General features: G+C 58.6%; 19 protein-coding genes and 1 other RNA gene. 11 read left to right on the top strand and 9 right to left on the bottom strand.

Annotated features, from left to right (window positions below):
- Positions 1-81 precede the first annotated feature (81 nt).
- The 3 genes from hemN to PSEEN_RS08330 all read left to right on the top strand — a co-directional run bounded on the left by hemN (position 82) and on the right by PSEEN_RS08330 (position 2,987).
- Positions 82-1,464 carry an oxygen-independent coproporphyrinogen III oxidase gene (gene hemN, locus PSEEN_RS08340; protein WP_011533045.1) on the top strand — a complete coding sequence of 461 codons (1,383 nt, stop codon included), beginning with the start codon at positions 82-84 and terminating at the stop codon, positions 1,462-1,464.
- A gap of 187 nt (positions 1,465-1,651) precedes the next feature.
- Positions 1,652-2,386, top strand: coding sequence for a Crp/Fnr family transcriptional regulator FnrA (gene fnrA / locus PSEEN_RS08335; protein WP_011533044.1), 735 nt, complete (start codon positions 1,652-1,654; stop codon positions 2,384-2,386).
- Positions 2,387-2,438: 52 nt separating this feature from the next.
- Positions 2,439-2,987 (top strand): adenine phosphoribosyltransferase, encoded by a 549-nt coding sequence (locus PSEEN_RS08330; protein WP_011533043.1) that lies wholly within the window; start codon positions 2,439-2,441, stop codon positions 2,985-2,987.
- 67 nt (positions 2,988-3,054) lie between these two features.
- Here PSEEN_RS08330 and recR read toward each other — a convergent pair whose 3' ends face one another.
- The 3 genes from recR to dnaX all read right to left on the bottom strand — a co-directional run bounded on the left by recR (position 3,055) and on the right by dnaX (position 6,201).
- The gene (recR, locus tag PSEEN_RS08325) at positions 3,055-3,657 is read right to left on the bottom strand and encodes a recombination mediator RecR (protein ID WP_011533042.1); all 603 of its coding nucleotides are present in this window, start codon (positions 3,655-3,657) and stop codon (positions 3,055-3,057) included.
- Positions 3,658-3,745: 88 nt separating this feature from the next.
- Positions 3,746-4,081 carry a YbaB/EbfC family nucleoid-associated protein gene (locus tag PSEEN_RS08320; protein WP_011533041.1) on the bottom strand — a complete coding sequence of 112 codons (336 nt, stop codon included), beginning with the start codon at positions 4,079-4,081 and terminating at the stop codon, positions 3,746-3,748.
- A 65-nt stretch (positions 4,082-4,146) separates the two neighbouring features.
- Complete coding sequence (dnaX, locus tag PSEEN_RS08315; protein ID WP_011533040.1) at positions 4,147-6,201, bottom strand: DNA polymerase III subunit gamma/tau; 2,055 nt, start codon at positions 6,199-6,201, stop codon at positions 4,147-4,149.
- Between the two features lie 132 nt (positions 6,202-6,333).
- On the opposite strand from dnaX, the gene PSEEN_RS08310 reads away from it, so the two are divergent.
- A complete protein-coding gene (locus tag PSEEN_RS08310) occupies positions 6,334-7,098 on the top strand; it encodes a substrate-binding periplasmic protein (RefSeq protein ID WP_011533039.1) in 765 nt (254 codons plus the stop codon).
- On the opposite strand, the gene PSEEN_RS08305 is transcribed toward PSEEN_RS08310, so the two are convergent.
- Complete coding sequence (locus tag PSEEN_RS08305; protein ID WP_044487882.1) at positions 7,095-7,589, bottom strand: DUF2938 domain-containing protein; 495 nt, start codon at positions 7,587-7,589, stop codon at positions 7,095-7,097. The genes PSEEN_RS08310 and PSEEN_RS08305 overlap by 4 nt on opposite strands.
- 84 nt (positions 7,590-7,673) lie before the next feature.
- Here PSEEN_RS08305 and PSEEN_RS08300 point away from each other — a divergent pair, with 84 nt between their 5' ends.
- On the top strand, positions 7,674-8,069 hold the full coding sequence (locus tag PSEEN_RS08300) for a helix-turn-helix domain-containing protein (protein WP_011533037.1): 396 nt from the start codon (positions 7,674-7,676) through the stop codon (positions 8,067-8,069).
- An 83-nt stretch (positions 8,070-8,152) separates the two neighbouring features.
- On the opposite strand, the gene PSEEN_RS08295 is transcribed toward PSEEN_RS08300, so the two are convergent.
- The 3 genes from PSEEN_RS08295 to ffs all read right to left on the bottom strand — a co-directional run bounded on the left by PSEEN_RS08295 (position 8,153) and on the right by ffs (position 10,768).
- Complete coding sequence (locus tag PSEEN_RS08295) at positions 8,153-10,102, bottom strand: hypothetical protein (protein ID WP_011533036.1); 1,950 nt, start codon at positions 10,100-10,102, stop codon at positions 8,153-8,155.
- 31 nt (positions 10,103-10,133) lie between these two features.
- Positions 10,134-10,523 carry a hypothetical protein gene (locus PSEEN_RS08290; protein WP_011533035.1) on the bottom strand — a complete coding sequence of 130 codons (390 nt, stop codon included), beginning with the start codon at positions 10,521-10,523 and terminating at the stop codon, positions 10,134-10,136.
- Between the two features lie 150 nt (positions 10,524-10,673).
- An RNA gene (gene ffs / locus PSEEN_RS27490) (signal recognition particle sRNA small type) lies at positions 10,674-10,768 on the bottom strand.
- A gap of 135 nt (positions 10,769-10,903) precedes the next feature.
- Between ffs and PSEEN_RS08285 the strand changes: the two genes are divergently transcribed.
- Positions 10,904-12,196, top strand: coding sequence for a site-specific integrase (locus tag PSEEN_RS08285; RefSeq protein ID WP_011533034.1), 1,293 nt, complete (start codon positions 10,904-10,906; stop codon positions 12,194-12,196).
- Positions 12,197-12,573: 377 nt separating this feature from the next.
- Complete coding sequence (locus tag PSEEN_RS08280; RefSeq protein WP_011533033.1) at positions 12,574-13,215, top strand: hypothetical protein; 642 nt, start codon at positions 12,574-12,576, stop codon at positions 13,213-13,215.
- Between the two features lie 541 nt (positions 13,216-13,756).
- Here the strand turns inward: PSEEN_RS08280 and PSEEN_RS08275 are convergent.
- A complete protein-coding gene (locus PSEEN_RS08275; protein ID WP_011533030.1) occupies positions 13,757-14,065 on the bottom strand; it encodes a hypothetical protein in 309 nt (102 codons plus the stop codon).
- A 140-nt stretch (positions 14,066-14,205) separates the two neighbouring features.
- Here PSEEN_RS08275 and PSEEN_RS26035 point away from each other — a divergent pair, with 140 nt between their 5' ends.
- The 4 genes from PSEEN_RS26035 (at position 14,206) to PSEEN_RS08260 (ending at position 16,900) form a co-directional block, all read left to right on the top strand.
- Positions 14,206-14,427: a helix-turn-helix domain-containing protein gene (locus PSEEN_RS26035; RefSeq protein WP_028632437.1), complete on the top strand. Its 222-nt coding sequence runs from the start codon at positions 14,206-14,208 to the stop codon at positions 14,425-14,427.
- Positions 14,428-14,478: 51 nt separating this feature from the next.
- Entirely contained in the window at positions 14,479-14,685 is a 207-nt protein-coding gene (locus PSEEN_RS08270) for a hypothetical protein (RefSeq protein ID WP_011533028.1), read from the top strand.
- 141 nt (positions 14,686-14,826) lie between these two features.
- Positions 14,827-15,471 carry a recombinase family protein gene (locus PSEEN_RS08265; protein ID WP_011533027.1) on the top strand — a complete coding sequence of 215 codons (645 nt, stop codon included), beginning with the start codon at positions 14,827-14,829 and terminating at the stop codon, positions 15,469-15,471.
- Positions 15,472-16,171: 700 nt separating this feature from the next.
- Positions 16,172-16,900: a hypothetical protein gene (locus tag PSEEN_RS08260; protein WP_011533026.1), complete on the top strand. Its 729-nt coding sequence runs from the start codon at positions 16,172-16,174 to the stop codon at positions 16,898-16,900.
- 198 nt (positions 16,901-17,098) lie between these two features.
- Here the strand turns inward: PSEEN_RS08260 and PSEEN_RS26600 are convergent, their stop codons facing one another.
- A complete protein-coding gene (locus tag PSEEN_RS26600) occupies positions 17,099-18,124 on the bottom strand; it encodes a sensor histidine kinase (RefSeq protein ID WP_158020235.1) in 1,026 nt (341 codons plus the stop codon).
- Positions 18,125-18,129 lie beyond the last annotated feature (5 nt).

Below are 18,129 nucleotides of genomic sequence, written 5' to 3'. Positions count from 1 at the left end.
CGCCCTTGATGCAAATCAACATGCCCCAGCCCTTGCGCCCCTAGACTCCGGACACTGCAGCTCTATCCGGGGACTACCCACATGCTCGACGACCTACGCTGGGACGCCGACCTGATTCGTCGCTACGATCTGGCCGGGCCACGCTACACCTCCTATCCGACCGCCGTGCAGCTGCACGGCGAAGTGGGTTCGTTCGACCTGCTCCACGCCCTGCGTGAAAGCCGCCGCGCTACCCGCCCCCTGTCGCTGTACGTGCACGTGCCGTTCTGCGCCAACATCTGCTACTACTGCGCCTGCAACAAGGTCATCACCAAGGACCGCGCCCGCGCCGCGCCGTATCTGCAACGCCTGGAGCAGGAAATCCAGCTGATCGCCTGCCACCTCGACCCGAAACAGGTGGTCGAGCAGCTGCACTTCGGCGGCGGCACCCCGACCTTCCTCAGCCATGTGGAACTGCGCCAGCTGATGGCGACCCTGCGCCAGCACTTCAACCTGCTGGACGATGATTCGGGCGACTATGGCATCGAGATCGACCCGCGCGAGGCCGACTGGTCGACCATGGGCCTGCTCCGCGAACTGGGCTTCAACCGCGTCAGCCTGGGTGTGCAGGACCTCGACCCGGCCGTGCAGCGCGCGGTCAACCGCCTGCAGAGCCTGGAGCAGACCCGCACGCTGATCGAGGCCGCACGGACCCTGCAGTTCCGCTCGATCAACCTCGACCTGATCTACGGCCTGCCCAAGCAGACCCCGGAAGGCTTCGCCCGCACCGTCGAGGAAGTGATCCGCCTGCAACCCGATCGCCTGTCGGTGTTCAACTACGCCCACCTGCCCGAGCGCTTCATGCCCCAGCGGCGCATCGACAGCGCCGACCTGCCGGCGCCCGCGGCCAAGCTGGAAATGCTCCACGCCACCATCGACCAGTTGACCGCCGCCGGCTATCGCTACATCGGCATGGACCACTTCGCCCTGCCCGACGACGAACTGGCCATCGCCCAGGAAGAAGGCACCCTGCAACGCAACTTCCAGGGCTACACCACCCACGGCCATTGCGACCTGATCGGCCTGGGCGTCTCGGCGATCAGCCAGATCGGCGACCTGTACTGCCAGAACAGCAGCGACCTGAACACCTACCAGGACACCCTCTCCAGCGCCCAGCTGGCCACCCAGCGCGGCCTGCTGTGCAACCAGGACGACCGCCTGCGCCGCGCGGTGATCCAGCAGTTGATCTGCCACTTCGAACTGGACTTCGAACCGTTCGAACAGGCCTTCACCATCGATTTTCGCGGTTACTTCAACGATCAGTGGCCAGAACTGCTGACCATGCAACGCGACGGGCTGATCAGCCTGGACGCCAAAGGCATCCGCGTCCTGCCGGCAGGACGCCTGCTGGTACGCTCGGTGTGCATGGTGTTCGATGGCTACCTGGCCCTGCACAACCGCCAGCGCTTTTCTCGGGTGATCTGAGGGTATTGAGTCGTTTCACCGCATGGACAGCCCGCCTTTCGAGGCACACTATGGACAGTTGAACGGTGCCGGAACACCCCTTCCGGCCCGCCGCTAGCGTGCACCAAAAATGCGCACACTGGCCTACAGCCCATGCCGCAGGTTATCCTTACGGCTTATGTGTGCTTTCCCACAAGGATCGAAAGAAATGTCCGAGCCAGTAAAACTGCGCCCACACAACCAGGCCCACTGCAAGGATTGCAGCCTGGCCCCCCTGTGCCTGCCCCTGTCCCTGAACCTGGAAGACATGGATGCACTGGATGAAATCGTCAAACGCGGCCGCCCGCTGAAGAAGGGCGAGTTCCTGTTCCGCCAGGGTGACAATTTCGGCTCGGTCTATGCGGTGCGCTCCGGCGCCCTGAAAACCTTCAGCCTCAGCGATGCCGGCGAAGAGCAGATCACCGGCTTCCACCTGCCCAGCGAACTGGTCGGTCTGTCCGGCATGGACACCGAGGCCTACCCGGTGTCGGCCCAGGCCCAGGAAACCACCTCGGTGTGCGAAATCCCCTTCGAGCGCCTCGACGAGCTGTCGGTCCAGCTACCGCAGCTGCGCCGCCAACTGATGCGAGTCATGAGCCGCGAGATCCGCGACGACCAGCAGATGATGCTGCTGCTGTCGAAGAAGACCGCCGACGAGCGCATCGCCACCTTCCTGGTCAACCTGTCCGCGCGCTTCCGCGCCCGCGGCTATTCGGCCAACCAGTTCCGCCTGAGCATGTCGCGCAACGAGATCGGCAACTACCTGGGCCTGGCCGTGGAAACCGTGTCCCGCGTGTTCACCCGCTTCCAGCAGAACGGCCTGCTCAAGGCCGAGGGCAAGGAAGTGCACATCCTTGACCCGATTCAGCTGTGCGCGCTGGCCGGCGGCGCACTCGAAGCCTGATCGCCCTGTGAACAGGGTATACTGGCGCCGAGTTTTTCCAGGATACCCGCCCATGTACAGCGACACCTTCGACCTCAAAGCCTTGATCCGCCCGGTAGTGGACTTCCCCAAGCCGGGCGTGATCTTCCGCGACATCACCCCGCTGTTCCAATCGCCGCGTGGGCTGCGCTATGTCGCCGACCAGTTCATCGAGCGCTATGTCGAAGCCGACTTCACCCACATCGGCGCCATGGACGCGCGGGGCTTCCTGATCGGCTCGATCATCGCCCACCAGTTGAACAAGCCGCTGATCCTGTTCCGCAAGCAAGGCAAATTGCCGGCTGATGTACTGTCGGAGGGTTACCAGACCGAGTACGGCGAAGCCTTCCTGGAAGTGCACGCCGACAGCCTCTGCGACGGCGACTCGGTGCTGATCTTCGATGACCTGATCGCCACCGGCGGCACCTTGCTGGCCGCGGCAAACCTGGTGCGCCGCACCGGGGCCAAGGTGTTCGAAGCGGCGGCAATCATCGACCTGCCGGAGCTGGAAGGCTCGCGCCGACTGCAGGCGGCCGGGGTGCCGACCTTCTGCCTGACCGAGTTCTCCCTGAGCGAATACTGAGTCAGTTGTTCGCCGGCAAGCCGGCTCCTACAGGACTTTGTAGGAGCCGGCTTGCCGGCGAACCCACTCACAACGCTATCGGCCGGCGCCCGGCAAACGCATGGGCCAGCGTCCCGCCATCCACCAGTTCCAGCTCCCCACCCAACGGCACGCCATGGGCGATGCGCGTAGCGGTCAGGCCCTTCTCGGCCAGCAGTTGGGCAATGTAGTGGGCGGTCGCCTCCCCTTCCACCGTTGGGTTGGTAGCCAGGATCACCTCGCTGAAGGTGCCCTGCTCTTCGATCCTGGCCATCAGCTGGGGAATACCGATAGCCTCCGGCCCCAGGCCGTCCAACGGCGACAGGTGGCCCTTGAGCACGAAGTAACGACCGCGATAGCCAGTCTGCTCCACCGCATAGACGTCCACTGGCCCCTCGACCACGCACAGTTGCGTGTCGTCACGGCGTGGGTCGGCGCACTGCGGGCACAGTTCCTGCTCGGTCAGCGTACGGCATTGGCGGCAGTGACCGACGCCTTCCATGGCCTGGCTCAGGGCCTGGGCCAGGCGCGTGCCGCCGCTGCGGTCGCGCTCCAGCAGCTGCAGGGCCATGCGCTGGGCGGTTTTCTGGCCGACACCGGGCAGAATGCGCAGGGCGTCGATCAGTTGGCGGATCAGGGGGCTGAAGCTCATGTGTGCGGGCCTGCCAATTCAGGAATCAGAATGAACAAGGGAGCAACGACCAGACGGTCGTTGCTCCCCATTTGAAACAAGAAGCCGATCAGAACGGCATCTTGAAACCAGGTGGCAGTTGCATGCCGGCAGTCATGCTGCCCATCTTGTCCTGGCTGTTCTGCTCGATCTTGCGCACGGCGTCGTTCAGCGCGGCGGCGATCAGGTCCTCGAGCACTTCCTTGTCGTCGGCGTCGGTCGACATCAGGCTCTGGTCGATGCTGACGCGCTTGACGTCATGGCGACCGGTCATCACCACGCTCACCAGGCCGCCACCGGACTGGCCGGTAACTTCGGCGTTGGCCAGCTCTTCCTGCATCTTCTGCATCTTTTCCTGCATCTGCTGGGCCTGCTTCATCAGGCCGGCCATGCCACCTTTCATCATGGGGGTATACCTCGATTGGGTCATGTGATGCGGCCCGGCACGGGGCGGGCCGCATGGTTATTCGTTCATTGCCCCGGGCTGGCCAGGGCGTCCACAGGCTCAATAGTATCCTGCCTCACCGTCGCGCCGAACTGCCGGATCATCTGCTGGATGAGCGGATCCTGCTCGATCGACACCACGGCCTCGTGCTGGCGCTCCGAGCGCTTGCGCGCGGCGGCCTGGGCCGGGGTCTCCTGCTCCGGGCGAATCAGCTCGATCTTCAGGCGGATTTCGCGCCCGAGCTGCTGGTTGAGCGCCTCGTTCAGGCGACGCTGTTGCGTGCTGTTGAACAGCGCGCCTTGCCCTGGGTCCAGGTGCAGCAGCCAATCATCACCGTCGGCGGCGATCAGCGTACAGTTCGCGGCGATGTTGCCTGTCATACCGGAGACAGGCAACTGTGGGAATAATTCCAGCCATTGCAGGGCCAGGCCGGTGGCTGGCTTGGATGCAGGCAAGGGTTCCGGGGCCTTGACCGGTTTTTCTTCCTGCACATGCTCCGCCAACTCGTCGAGATAGCTGAAGCTGGCGGGGTCGCTGTCCGTGACATAGTAGTCATCGTCGGCTGGCGGCTCGTCGTCACGCTCCATCCCGGCCGCGCCGTAAGCGGATGGATCGAACGGCGGCTCGTCATACTCAGGTGGCCCGGAGACAGGCTTGGCCACCGGCGCCTGGGCGGCTTCCGGCTGCGGTTCGACGACCGGCGCCGCAGGCGCGGAAGGCTCCTCCCACGGCAGGTCAACCACCTCCTCGACCGGCTGTGGCTCAAGCTCAGGTACTGGCTCAGGCGCCACCACCGGGGCGGCTGGCACTACAGGCTCGGCGACCGGTTCAGGCTGGCGCTCGGCCGGTGCAGGCGCTTGCTCGGCGACTTGAACAGCGGGGTTGGCAACGGGCGTTTCGACGGCAACGGCCACCACTGCCACCGGTTGGGCCGGATCAGCTGTGGCCTGGCTGATCCCCACCGGCTTTAGTACCGGTTTCGGCGCATCGTCGCTATCGGCCGGGCGGAACGCCAGCATGCGCAGCAACACCATCTCGAAACCGCCGCGCGGGTCGGGTGCCAACGGCAGGTCGCGACGACCGATCAGGCCCATCTGGTAATAGAACTGCACGTCTTCAGCCGGCAGCGCCTGGGCCAGGGCCAGCACGCGCTCGCGGTCGCCCTGGCCGTTGTCGACGGCCTCGGGCAACGCCTGGGCGATGGCCACGCGGTGCAGCACGTTGAGCATTTCCGAGAGCACGCCGTTCCAGTCCGGCCCTTGCTCGGCAAGGTCGCGAACGGCCTCCAGGAGCGCCCGGGCATCGCCCTCCAGCAGCGCCTGCAGCACGCCATAGACCTGGCCGTGATCGAGGGTGCCGAGCATCGCCCGCACATCGGCGGCCAGCACCTTGCCTTCGCCGAAGGCAATCGCCTGGTCGGTCAGGCTCATGGCGTCGCGCATGGAGCCATCGGCGGCACGCCCGAGCAACCACAGGGCATCGTCCTCGAACGGCACGTTCTCGGCACCCAGCACGTGGCTGAGGTGCTCGACCACCCGCTCCGGGCTCATGTTCTTCAGCGAGAACTGCAAGCAGCGCGACAGGATGGTCGCCGGCAGCTTCTGCGGGTCGGTGGTGGCGAGGATGAACTTGACGTAGGGCGGCGGCTCTTCCAGCGTTTTCAGCAAGGCGTTGAACGAGTGCGTGGAGAGCATGTGCACTTCGTCGATCAGGTAGACCTTGAAACGCCCGCGGCTCGGCGCGTACTGCACGTTGTCGAGCAGTTCGCGGGTGTCCTCGACCTTGGTGCGGCTGGCGGCGTCGATCTCGATCAGGTCGACGAAGCGCCCCTCGTCGATCTCCCGGCACACCGAGCAGGTGCCGCAAGGTGTGGAGGTGATGCCGGTCTCGCAGTTCAGGCACTTGGCGATGATCCGCGCGATGGTGGTCTTGCCCACCCCGCGGGTACCGGTGAACAGGTAGGCGTGGTGCAGGCGCTGGTTGTCCAGGGCGTTGATCAAAGCCTTGAGCACATGGGTCTGGCCGACCATTTCGCGGAACGAGCGCGGACGCCATTTACGTGCAAGAACCTGATAACTCATCAAAAAACCATCGTGACCGGAGCGGGCGGAAAGAGCGCTAATGCTAGCGGAGCGGGGCCGAAATTGCACCCTGCCGATCTCGTCTAAGCTCAGTGACGGGCATACGCGCGGACAGATCAGGGAGGATGCGACGTGCGCCGAGTCCTGGCCTTGCTGTTGATATGGAGCGCCAACGCACTGGCCGAGCAGCCAGTGCTGCGGTTTTCCGTCGCGGAAAGCTGGAGCATGCCGCTGATGCGCACCGAGCAGGAACAACCGGTGGAAGGCATCCTCTACGACCTGATCCAGGCCCTGGCCCGGGAGGTCGGCGTGCGCCCGCAGTACCACGTGATGGCTCGGCTACGCCTGCAGGAGGCCATGCAGAATGGCGATATCGACGTGCGCTGCTATGTATCCACCCAATGGCTGACCGAGCGCCCTGGCGACTACCTGTGGAGCGTCCCACTGATCGAACAGCGTGACCTGCTGGTTGGCCGCGCTGGCGACAGCGGCCCATCCCGCCCGGAAGACCTGGCACCCCAGGCCATCGGCACCGTGCTCGGCTACACCTACCCCACCCTTGAGCCACTGTTCAGCAACGGCCGCCTGCAACGCGAGGACAGCCGCAACCAACTGCTGGCCCTGCAAAAGCTTCAGGCCGGGCGCTATCGGCATGCCGTGAGCAACCAACTGTCGCTGCAGTGGTTCAATCGCCAGTTGCCGGCGACGCAACACTTGCATGGCCTGGCCGTGCTTCAGGAGCAGGCGCTGGGCTGCATGGTGCGCAATGACCCAGCTCTGCCGACCCAGGCGGTGCTCAGGGCGTTGCTGCGACTGAAGCAGTCCGGCGAAATCGAGCGGATCATCGAGCGCTATACCCATGAACGTGTGCAGCGGCATCTTGCCGAGGACGGCTAGCCCATCACCTGCGCCACACCGCACGCCGCCATGTAGAGACCAAGGCCAAACACACTGTGCGTCGCCAGGCTGCGCAGGCAGTTCCTCACCGGCGCGGGCGTGTTCGCCGCAAAATAACCCGCCCCCAATGCCGGCTGGACCACGCACAGCGGCACCAGCACCGAGACGATACCGAACAGCAGCGCTGGCCAGAATGTCGGATCATGCAGCCAGCCCTGCCCGGCCAGCCCGATCAGCAAACCGGCAAACAGCAGGCCGGTGGCATAGTGGATCAGCCAACCCCACAGCAATTCGCCGTCGACCGGAGCTGCCTTGGCGATTGCCGGATGCCGCCAGCGCCCCTCGAACAGATGCCCGGCCCAACGCCCGATCATGGCGTAGTTCAAGGTCGTGACACCCAGGCGCCGGAGCACCAACGTCCACAGGTCCATGACCAGCGTGGCGCCGACACCGATCGACAGGATGGAGAGACTCAGAGGGATAGCGGTCATGAGGATTGCCCTTGGCGAATTGACGGAAATGTCCATGCCGCGCAGCATGCAAGTTGAAGTCAACTTCAAGTCAAGAGGTCAGGAATGGACATCGCCGATGTCGCCAGGCGCACGGGAGTTCCGGCGTCCACGCTGCGCTACTACGCCAACAAGGGCTTGCTCAGGTCGCTGTCGGGGCATGGCCAGCGCCGGCAGTTCCCGGCCGATACACCGGAGCGCCTGGCATTGATCGCCCTGGGCCAGGCGGCAGGGTTTTCGCTGGACGAGGTGGCGGCGATGCTGGTGGAGCAGCGGGTTGACCGGCAGTTGCTGCTGGCCAAGGCCGACGAGATCGACCGTCGGATCAAGCGCCTGCAGGCGATGAGCAAGGGGTTGCGCCATGCGGCGCAATGTCCGGAGGAAAACCACCTGCAGTGCCCGACGTTCCAACGCTTGATGCAGGTATCGGCCACTCACGGCAAACGACGCCAACACCTGTAGGAGCCGGCCTTGCCGGCGAACACCGGCAAAGCCGGTGCCATAGACCTGTGATGCCCCTGTTCGCCGGCAAGCCGGCGCCTGCATCAATGGCCGTGCAGCTCGCGGAACGGCTGGCCCTTGTGGTAGTTGACCCACTCTTGCACATCGAACGGCAGGTACAACTGCCGGCGCGCCCGCGACAATGCAATGTACACGGCGCAGATCCGCGCATCGAAGGCGTAGGCATCCTTGAAACGGTCGGCAGTCATCAGCTCAGGCGTGAGTAGCACATGGTCGAATTCGAGCCCACCCGCCTGCTCCGCCATCATCAAGGTGAGGCTCGCACGATGATCGGCCACCCGCGCGGCGAGCACGGTCAGGTCGGCCAGCTTGTAACCGGCTTCGAGGCGCGCTTCGACCCAGCGGAAGGAGGCATCGAAGCGCTCCGCCTCACGCACTTGCTGCCAGTCGAGCAGATGGGCGAAATGCGGGTGCGCGCCCTCGGCATCCTGCCCAGGGGCATGGAGCCCCGCCCTGAACATTCCCACCGCCGTAGCCATGAAGCGGCGCATGTCGGCCCAGTCGGGAAACTTCAGCAGGCAGTTCGATTCGGCCATCTCCATCGCCCAACGCATGCTGTCCCAGCGTGAGGCGGTCAACACCACACACCCCTCGGGCGGGACGAAGCCCTCGGGGTAAAACTCGATACCCACATCGACACTGCGCGCCGCCTCGAAAGCGACCTTCGATTTCTGCGAGTGCATGCCGATCAATGGGTTGATCAGGCGCTCGACCCTGGGCCCGGAACGCACGGCGAAGGCGATGTCCTTCTGGCGTACCTGGCGCTCGCGGCGCACCACCGCCCCCGAGGCCTTTTGATACTCGTCGCCCAAGGTGATCAGCACCTGGCGGCCGCGCTCAATGACCTGCAACAGCGCGGCCGGCAGATCCTGGCTTTCATCGATGATGACGTGGCTGAAGCGCGCGGGCACGCTGCAACCGGCAAGGCTGGCACGCTTGATCAGCAACAACGCCTCGAACCCGGTCTGCGCCGCCCACGCCGGGTGCGCTTCGACATAGCGCCACAGGCGGCTGGCATACTCGAGCAACACCTGGGCATCCAGGTTCGACAGCGCCTGACGGAAGAACGGCAGATGCCGACTCGACAGGCTGTAATCCCGTGATTCGCAGTAGTTGTGCAGCACTTCCAGGCAGATCTCGAAAGCGTGCTTGGCGTCGTACTGGCGCACACCGAGGATCCCCAGCTCCTCGGCCAGCTTGCGCTTGCCCGGCCCTCGAACGCTCGCCCTGGTAGGCGCCGGCGCGCGATCCCTGAGCAGCGCCTGGGCAAACTGGCCGAAGGTCATGCCGACCTTCGCCTGCGCCTCCAGGCCCATGCGCTGGCGCAGCGTGGCCAGCTTGGCCGGGGTACGCGCCAGGGGCAGCACCCGGCCGCGCGGCAGGCAGTCCATGAGCGCGCCCAGCAGGTAACTCTTGCCGATGCCAGCATAGCCCTGCACGTGCAGGTCTTCGTCGAGGTTGGCGCGCACGACCTTGAGCAGCTTGTCCTGTTCGACCGTCAGCCAGCGCTCCTTGTCGAAGCCGGTGACAACCTGCTGGCTGAACGGGTTGTCCTGAAGATGGCGCCGGATGCGGTAGTCGAAGTCCCACTTGCCATCGGCCAGCAGGTATTCCCTGTCTTTCACGTCTTGCGCGTCGAGCAGGTGAAGTTTCGACCCCTTGATCACCTCGAGCCCGAAGTACAACTTGCGCGCATCGAACAATCGATGCGCCTCCGACAACAATCCAACATCGCCAGCGTGGGAGCCGTCGACAGCCCACGCCAGCAACTTGCCGAGGATCTTTTCCGCCGCCAGCGCATCGACCCTGCCCGAGGCCTGGGCCAGGTTCTGGATTACCAGCAGCGCAGCGAGTTCAGGGTCGCTCAGGCCATCGAGCACCGGCATGCCCTCGGCCTGCAACAAGCCCTGGCAGCACTCTGCGGTGATCGGCAGGAACACCGGGCGGGAAAAGTCGAAGTGTTCAGGTTGCATCGTCGTTTGCGGTCCAGGTGCGGAGGGTTATTCAGGGCTTGCCGGTATCAGGCCCCTGCCCGACCACCAATTCGAAGCGATAGGTGCCCAACGAGCCCGACATTTCACCCGGATAAGTGGCGCCAGGCGCTTGTTCGTCCAGGGCACTGTCGAGTTCGTGCAGCGCCAGCTCCAGCAACTTGCGAAGATCACGTGCGTTGCCCGCCGATACGTTCACCTGCAGCTCCAGCGCCGGCTTTACCGCGGCAGGAGGCAGTGCAGCCTCGCCCAGGATGCGCTCATGCTCCTCTTCCATCTGGTCGAGCACTTGCGAAAGCTCCAGCACCCGCTCGGGCTGGGCGATCATCTGATCCTTGATCTCCAGGCGGCGTAGCTGCCATTCCCGGATCTTGTGACGGGTAATCTCGTCGACATGTTCCACGGTCGCTCTCTCCTGGCCGAACGGACTGACACGATGGGTGCATGATAAGGCGCCGCGCAGGATTGTGCAGGCGTAAAGGCGTGTATGGATGTGAAGGCGGGGATGAAACGAGAGGCGGGAAGAAAAATCCTGCGCCCAAAATGGAGGCGGCCCCACCAGCCACACCCCGGCACTCGATGTTCCCGCTATGGCTGCTCCCTTCCGGGCCTGACCAGATGGCATGCAAGCATGCTGGGTAATCAATGCAGACCATATGGGACAAAGGTTTCAGGCTGATTAGGTGCAAAGGCCCCACCGTGCGAATATGCCGCACAGCTGAGAAAATTTTGGAGTGTGGCCAGCAGTGTACCACTTTGCTGTCACACTTTGGTGTCACACCCATGGCCTACATCATCAAGCGCGGGGCGCTCTACTACCTGAATCTCAAGCTGCCAAAGCACCTCTTTCCGAGGTGTAACACTTTGCGATTGAGTCTGAATATACGGCATCGTCAGAGCGCCTTGTTCGTTGCAGCATCGCTGGCTCAGCGACTGCATAACCACCTGAGTGAGCACCCTCTAGCAGACCTTCAGACGCTTCGTACGCTATGTTCGCAGTGGAGGGACGCAGCCCCCAAGCCATCCATTCAACCCACTCTACGGCCAGCTACGGCGCTTACAGCCAAGCGGGACAGCGACAGCCCTACCCTCGCTGCACTTTCCAAGCTCTATGTAGATGAAGGGAAACGCGGTGGCACATGGCGGCAGGTCAGCATTGAGGAAATTGAACGTGCCTTATCCGACCTTTTCGAGCTGATGGGGGATATGCCTGTTGACGCCTTCGACTCGCACCAAGCGCGGCTATTAAAGGAAAGACTGGTCCGCTGCCCCCAGTACTTTGCTTTACGGCCAGAATTCAAAGGGAAGACCCTTAAGCAAGTGGTTGAGTCGGGCAGCACCTACAAGACCATTACCGCCGTCACCGTGAACAACCGGCTACGCAAGCTCACCGCATTCTTGAACTGGTGCAAGGCCAACGGGTATATAACCGACAACCCGCTGGCAGGCATGAAAGTCATGACGGGATCAGCGAAGGAGGCTCGGTTGTCCTTTGAGCGACACGACCTAGCTGCACTACTGAACCTTGAGGGACTGCGAAAAGAGGCACGGAAGCATCCATGGCGCTACTGGCTACCACTCCTTGGACGGTTTACTGGTGCACGACTTGAAGAACTGTGCCAATTGCGTATACACGACTTCATTGAGCAACAGGGCATGCCGTGTATTCGCATCGATGACAGCCATGAAGATCAGAACCTCAAGAATGCCAGCAGCCGTCGTATTCTCCCCCTACATCCTTCACTGATTGAGCAGGGTTTGTTGCAGTACGCCGAGTCAGTCAAGACCAGTGGGGCTGATCGAGTATTCCCCGAGCTTAAAACGGTTCGAGGGAAGCGCGGTCACGCAGCCTCTAAATGGTTTGGACGCTACAAGGAGAAGCAAGGCATCACCGACCCACGCAAAACCTTCCACAGCTTCCGCCACACCTTCATCGATGACCTGCGTGATGCTGGCGTACAGGACTCACTGATCAAGCGGATGATGGGCCATGAAGATAGCTCCGTAACCTTTGGCATATACGGCAGCAGGACGCCAATCACGGCGATGGTCGAGGCCATGAAGCACATCAAATAACCTCGAATAACCCAACAAAAACTCTGGTTAAACCCTGCCACCTAATTGACGTTCACCTACCGCCTTTCATGTCCACCCCAGTGTTTACGGGGCTTAGGGAGCGTTCAAACTAAGCAAAGTGCGTTCCCCGCAGAACAAAACGGTTTTTTGCAGACACTGCCACCAAAGAAGTCAATACCTAGAGATTGCTTTTTTTCGGGAGTCGTGTAGAATTAACGGCCTGCTTCAGAGAGCAGACATACAGATTAGAAGCCTCCACCGCGACCACCAAATTTGGTGCCTTGCAAGGGGGCTTTTTAACGCCTTCGATTTACCAAACCAACCGGCAGCTACCCGAGGTAACGCCTATCGAAAATGAACTGATACAGGAGAACGAAATGGCAAGAAGCAAAATCACATCCGAATCCCGCACCAAAGCAATCCAGATGCGCACCGAAGGTCACACGTATGCGGAGATCGTCCTTGCCTTGAGCGATGACGGCATTACCCTCAACTGGTGCAAGAAGAATCTGAGTTCCATTGCCGTCTACGACACTCACTACTTCTTGATGGAAGAACTGACCCCGCTGACGCTTCGCCCTGAAGGCATATCTCGCCTTGAGTTTCGCACAAAAATCAAAACCGCATACGGCATCCCCTTGGGAGATATGATCCCTGAGGCCATCGAAAAGAAAACCAAGCGAGCTCTTCCCGAGGGTGGTTTTGTCCGTCCCGACTGGATGGAGCCTGAAGCAGCCAGGTCAAGCCAAACAGCAATTGTCGAAGCCGCAAGCCTCCTGAGGGACCGCCTTGATGAACTCCACGGAGAAATCTGTGCACTGCATCCCAATGCCTCATCTTGGCATGTACGAGATGCAATTTTGTCGATGGTCACAGGCAGCCATCCAGCTGGACCAATCGTTCAAGGGCAGCAGATGCTGGATGCTGTGAAAAAAATGGAAGAACGTGTACCTCAGCGGTCACAAGCTGAAGCACCTGCTCCAAAAGCTGATCACGAATACGACAGCCTGTGCTTCTGAACCTTTTGTCCGTAAAGACTATACAATGTTCAGTTGTTCACTCGCAGATAACTATTCAGGCGTTTCACCTTAGGTAGCATCACTGGTGACTCCGTCCCAATGCTGGATCAGCACGCCATCCAACCCAACATCAACACTCCCCCAAAGCTCTTCGCTTTGACTTGATGTGCTGGCAATGCGGAGCATGACGAGTACTCGTGTAAGCGGTGCTTACGGGTTGATTCAACCGGAATAGAAGGGGATGAATGATATAAAATATCATCCCCAACCCCTGAAGGCTTACCGCCTTGGTGTGTAACCAGCCAAGCGAGGCTTGCACGGGATAGCATCAGCTCTCGCTGACCCTCTGCACCAACAACCAAGATCAAAGGCAAGAGCTGGATTGGTGTTGGTTTTGATTGGTGCATCGTTTGACCGTCAGGTCAGTGGTGGTCGGTCAGTACATTGTGCAATCCGCTGAAAGCTTGCCGCTTTCGGTGCAGACGCCCAGCGGAGCTGATCAAGGAATTTGCTTTGACGTTCCGCTGAAGGTGCGCAGCGTCTACCGAAGGTAGAAGTACAGAAACACTACCACCAACACGACAAAAATCACCCTTCCTTGAAGCACATCAGAATTCAGCTTGTCTGTCTTCATCTGCTGGTGCGTGGCAGCATCGCTCAAGCCCTGAGACTTGTAGTGCATGATCTGGTCGATTTCCCTATCGATCTTCTTGTTCTGACCATCGTTGCTCCGCATTGTGATGCCCCACACGATCAACCAAATCCCTCCAGTCAGAACGGTCAGGATCAGGTGCAGGATGTGGTTTGTCTTCTTCTTACGACTGGTCAATACGAACAGTTTTTCGTTCATTTCGTTGGTCTCTCAGAGCTAGGCGTTCGATTCCCCGGCGTAAGGGGGCCTGAGACAATTGTATCAGTTAGTGTGTCAACATTTGGAGTGTCATCGATCAATGTGTTCACGATCAGGGTGCATCCAACCATCATGCTGGGATGCAGACAAACCAACACCTACGAAAGGCCTTTGGCCAACGAATCCGAAACCTACGCAGCAGCCAAGGCTTCAGCCAAGAAGCGTTCGCTGACAAATGCGGCTTTGTCCGCACCTATATGTCTCGCATTGAGACTGGCACAGCAAACCCCAGTCTTGAGGCTGCCAAGGTGCTCGCTGACGGGCTGAGTATGTCCCTGTCTGAGCTGCTTGAAGGCCTGTAGTCATTTCGATAACCGCTACACTCATGCACGATCCCTCACAGGACTACATCCATGGATGACCGCTCCCCAGTCACTGCTGACACACTTGAGCTGCTGCACCTCAACCAGATCGCCATACGTGCAGCAATTGAAGAGGTGAGCCTATGGATCATGCAGCGGGGATCGACAGACGTGCATGACAACGTTCTGAGCATCCTCCAAACCCTCGACACCAACGCCGAAGCCATCGCATCTGGTATCGACTCACTCCGATCCTGACCCACCCCTCACTATCAAAGAGGTCTACTTGTTTGGTAGCAAGAGAACCGGCGCGCATTCACTATCATTAGTCTATTGTAGATAGCCAATTGATTGAATTATCATTAGCCTATCGAAGCAGACGCTAAAGGATAGGCCTCCATGAACGCCCCCAGCCCGAAGACTCATCTGTATCTCCGTGCGTCCACAAAGGATCAAGATGCTCTACGTGCCAAGTCTCAGCTTGAGGCGTTCGCTAATGAGAAAGGTTTGTCGGTCGTCGGCACCTACAGCGAGAACATCAGTGGGACAAAGCTCAATCGGCCAGAGCTGCTGTCCTTGCTCAACAATGCCCAGAGTGGTGACGTACTACTAGTCGAGTCTGTAGACCGCCTCAGTCGCCTCTCGCAAGCTGATTGGGATACGCTCAAGGCCACCATCAAGGCCAAGGGATTGCGTCTGGTTGTAGCTGATCTGCCCACCAGTCATTTGCTAGTTGAAGCGAAAGGAATCACAGGTCAAATCATGGATGTAATCAACAATATGCTGATCGACCTCATGGCTACCATGGCACGACTGGATCAAGAGAAACGCGTGGAGCGTATCAAGCAGGGCTTAGAGAACAAGAAAGCTGCGGACCCTAATTGGAAGCCGTCAGGTAAAGCCAAGAATGTCGCGTTGTGGGAAAAGGTTGCGAACATTATGGCCAAGCACCCCAGCATGGCCGCTGACGATGTAGCTACACTCGCAAAATGCGGAGTGGCCACGGTCTATAGGATCAAGAGGGTAATGAAGGAAGCCTTTTAAAGCAGCCCCATACGTTCAATACAAGGCTCATAAAGTGCTGTTAGTGACTTACAATACACCCCCACACAATCCAATCAAACACCTCGCCATGGCTATCTCTGGGGCTTTGGCGGGATGTTTTTGTGCGCTTACATCACTACACTAGTGTGTTGCTTCGCTACGCTAGGTACTACGCCCCATAAATGCAAGCATGCACAAGACCACACAACCTTATTTCCATTTTAAGAAGCTTCTCATTGACCAGCTAGCGCACTGTTAAGCACCGCACACAAAAATCCTGTTTCTACACCCCACAGACACCGCAAGTTATTTTCCACGCTAGAACCCCAAACCAGCATCGAAGTACATCACTAAATTTTACGGCGGCGTGAAATTTCTGCCAGATAGCACTTGAACCACAAGTGGCAAGTAATGTTAGAGTGATGACTCCTTCATCGTGGAGCGTTGCAGTCATGCCCATTCGTAGAACAGGAAACTTCGATCTAGCTGCTGGAGCCATCAAGCTCAGGCAAGACAGGTTAGCAGGCTTTCTCAGTGAAGCGGGCTGTTCAAACAGAGGCCCAGCTGGTCAACGGTAAACTCACGTTCAAGACTCCAGATTCGGCACTGAAGAAAATCACAGACTATTTCGGCCAACCGGTTGGCTGGTGAATAGGCGCTATTTCCACGCTAATCCGTGGGTATCTTTGAGGAAAATTAAGTGGGCGATACGGACACACTAGACTTCAACAAAGCAAGAAGCTACCTGATAGGATTTTCAACCCTCGTGCTTTTGCTGTGGTATTTCGGTGCAGATCTTTCGACCTTCAAGCTGCTCGGGAATGAGATCAAATTAAAGGAAAACGTACAAAACGTTTGGATGGTTCTAGCTGGAATCAACGTCTACCTGTGGTTGAGGCTCTATCAGCGAAGCCCCGAGGGCAGCTTTCAGTTTGACCTAGCAATGCACGAGCTATACGAAAAAACACTTATCGCAGTGATGAAACGCTTAAAGAAAAAGGAGATGCGTGAACACGCATTGAAGTTAATCGAAGAGACGCCCGGCAATGCTCAAGAAAAAATCAAGCTTTTGAGTTTTACTCCGAAAGGGAGAATGACCTATGTGGAACGTCCCACTCCGCCTAGCCGAGAAAAACCAGATAGGCTTACCATGATTCGAAAGCTAGAAAGTGATGTCAGGAATGAAATCAACTACGGCTTCTACATTCACTACACCGTAGACAATAACGACCATCACCAGCAGGGCGGACAGGGATTTATAACAACTCCCTCTAGCCTAGTTGCAAAGCTGGTTCAGTGGTATGTATTCGCCCGCGGGGCAGTCGTCTCCCCATGGTTCTTTGATCAAATCACGCCTTTTGCTCTAGGAGGGATGAGTATTGGCGTCGCTATATTCAAATGGTATCAAATCAACTTCCCTCACCTCTAGAGCCAGCAAATAATCACCACCCTCCAAGGCCAACAAACGCACTATATTCAATTTATGCTCACGCATTCCTAAAAAACCGGATAGCCAGCGCAAAGCCCATAACCGCAGGACTAACGATAGATTAGGCTTAAAAACTGCTACCCACTATAAGGGCTACCATCTGATAGCCCTTACCAGTACCGAGCCAAAATCTCTGGCTCACCTATTAATTTGGAATGGAACTTCAAATCTAAACGTATTTGTTGCCAATGGCGTAGTCCCAAACATCTGCCCCCCTAATCTACGGCTCGTTGCAGAAATCTGGATATCATGGGCATCAGCCACAATTTTTGCGAGATAAAGACCTACACCCTCGCCCTTTCTCAAAGATTTAGACCAGCGCCCCCGATATTTTTTAGAGAAGATCAAATCAATTTCATCCTCTTCAATAGGAGGCCCCTGAGAAACCACCTCAACCTCAACTCGATCTTGCATTTCACGCAGACGGACAGCAACATCACCCACAAGGCAATACTTCACCGCATTGCTAATCAAGGAAAACGGAATTATCTTGAAACTTTCTCTTAGATTAAAATTCCTATAACACTCACCACGAAAAATTACTTTAGTCTTAACTCCATCTTCGTCAGCTTCGAAACCTGAGAGGATCGAGGTTATCTTTCTCAAGATACCATGGAGAGACATTGAGGCAGGCCTACCAAAACGTGCAGCCGCCGGATTGAAGTAAATAGAAACCAAGTCAAAGTAGTCATTGAGTAGGCCAGCAGCCTTCACTAATGATTTCATTTCTGTAGAAGCCTGATCAAGCTGTGCGTCAACCGTCCTCACAGCCGATGAGCTAGTTTGATCAAGGAGCCGAACCGATATACTTTCAAGCTGACGCGCCAACCGAATCGGATCGTGCAAAGGATCAAGAAGCTCTGACTGCCGTTCCAAAATATGATTATCAATCACCTTATCAAGTTTGCTGAGAGAATTAACCCAACTATGAAATCTCCTCTCATCTAGATTTCTACCCTTCAACTCTAGCTTTAGCTCGCGCGATATTTTATTTCCGATTTGCTCCCCCTTCACACCGAATACAACTATTCGAGTCTCACCTACGGAAGCAGCAAAGTAAGACAATCCATGAGGACACAAACTTTCACCCGACGTATTAGTAGATAAACACGCCTTGGACAAACTGCACTTTTTTTTCGCATGTTTTAGATAATCCCGCACCACCGGGC

It is taken from the genome of Pseudomonas entomophila L48 (genome assembly GCF_000026105.1).
In the GTDB taxonomy this organism is placed as follows: Bacteria; Pseudomonadota; Gammaproteobacteria; order Pseudomonadales; family Pseudomonadaceae; genus Aquipseudomonas; species Aquipseudomonas entomophila.
The sequence above is the reverse complement of the archived record's forward strand: the minus strand, read 5'-3'. Positions and strand labels throughout refer to the sequence as shown.

What these genes read in the sequence shown, in the direction of transcription:
- PSEEN_RS08270 (WP_011533028.1), top strand. Translation starts at nt 14,479, where the DNA reads ATGGATGACCGCTCCCCAGTCACTGCTGACACACTTGAGCTGCTGCAC.
- recR (WP_011533042.1), bottom strand. Translation starts at nt 3,657, where the DNA reads ATGAGCTTCAGCCCCCTGATCCGCCAACTGATCGACGCCCTGCGCATT.
- dnaX (WP_011533040.1), bottom strand. Translation starts at nt 6,201, where the DNA reads ATGAGTTATCAGGTTCTTGCACGTAAATGGCGTCCGCGCTCGTTCCGC.
- PSEEN_RS08285 (WP_011533034.1), top strand. Translation starts at nt 10,904, where the DNA reads ATGGCCTACATCATCAAGCGCGGGGCGCTCTACTACCTGAATCTCAAG.
- PSEEN_RS08295 (WP_011533036.1), bottom strand. Translation starts at nt 10,102, where the DNA reads ATGCAACCTGAACACTTCGACTTTTCCCGCCCGGTGTTCCTGCCGATC.
- PSEEN_RS08330 (WP_011533043.1), top strand. Translation starts at nt 2,439, where the DNA reads ATGTACAGCGACACCTTCGACCTCAAAGCCTTGATCCGCCCGGTAGTG.
- hemN (WP_011533045.1), top strand. Translation starts at nt 82, where the DNA reads ATGCTCGACGACCTACGCTGGGACGCCGACCTGATTCGTCGCTACGAT.
- PSEEN_RS08305 (WP_044487882.1), bottom strand. Translation starts at nt 7,589, where the DNA reads ATGACCGCTATCCCTCTGAGTCTCTCCATCCTGTCGATCGGTGTCGGC.
- PSEEN_RS08300 (WP_011533037.1), top strand. Translation starts at nt 7,674, where the DNA reads ATGGACATCGCCGATGTCGCCAGGCGCACGGGAGTTCCGGCGTCCACG.
- PSEEN_RS08280 (WP_011533033.1), top strand. Translation starts at nt 12,574, where the DNA reads ATGGCAAGAAGCAAAATCACATCCGAATCCCGCACCAAAGCAATCCAG.
- PSEEN_RS08265 (WP_011533027.1), top strand. Translation starts at nt 14,827, where the DNA reads ATGAACGCCCCCAGCCCGAAGACTCATCTGTATCTCCGTGCGTCCACA.
- fnrA (WP_011533044.1), top strand. Translation starts at nt 1,652, where the DNA reads ATGTCCGAGCCAGTAAAACTGCGCCCACACAACCAGGCCCACTGCAAG.
- PSEEN_RS08320 (WP_011533041.1), bottom strand. Translation starts at nt 4,081, where the DNA reads ATGATGAAAGGTGGCATGGCCGGCCTGATGAAGCAGGCCCAGCAGATG.
- PSEEN_RS08275 (WP_011533030.1), bottom strand. Translation starts at nt 14,065, where the DNA reads ATGAACGAAAAACTGTTCGTATTGACCAGTCGTAAGAAGAAGACAAAC.
- PSEEN_RS26035 (WP_028632437.1), top strand. Translation starts at nt 14,206, where the DNA reads ATGCAGACAAACCAACACCTACGAAAGGCCTTTGGCCAACGAATCCGA.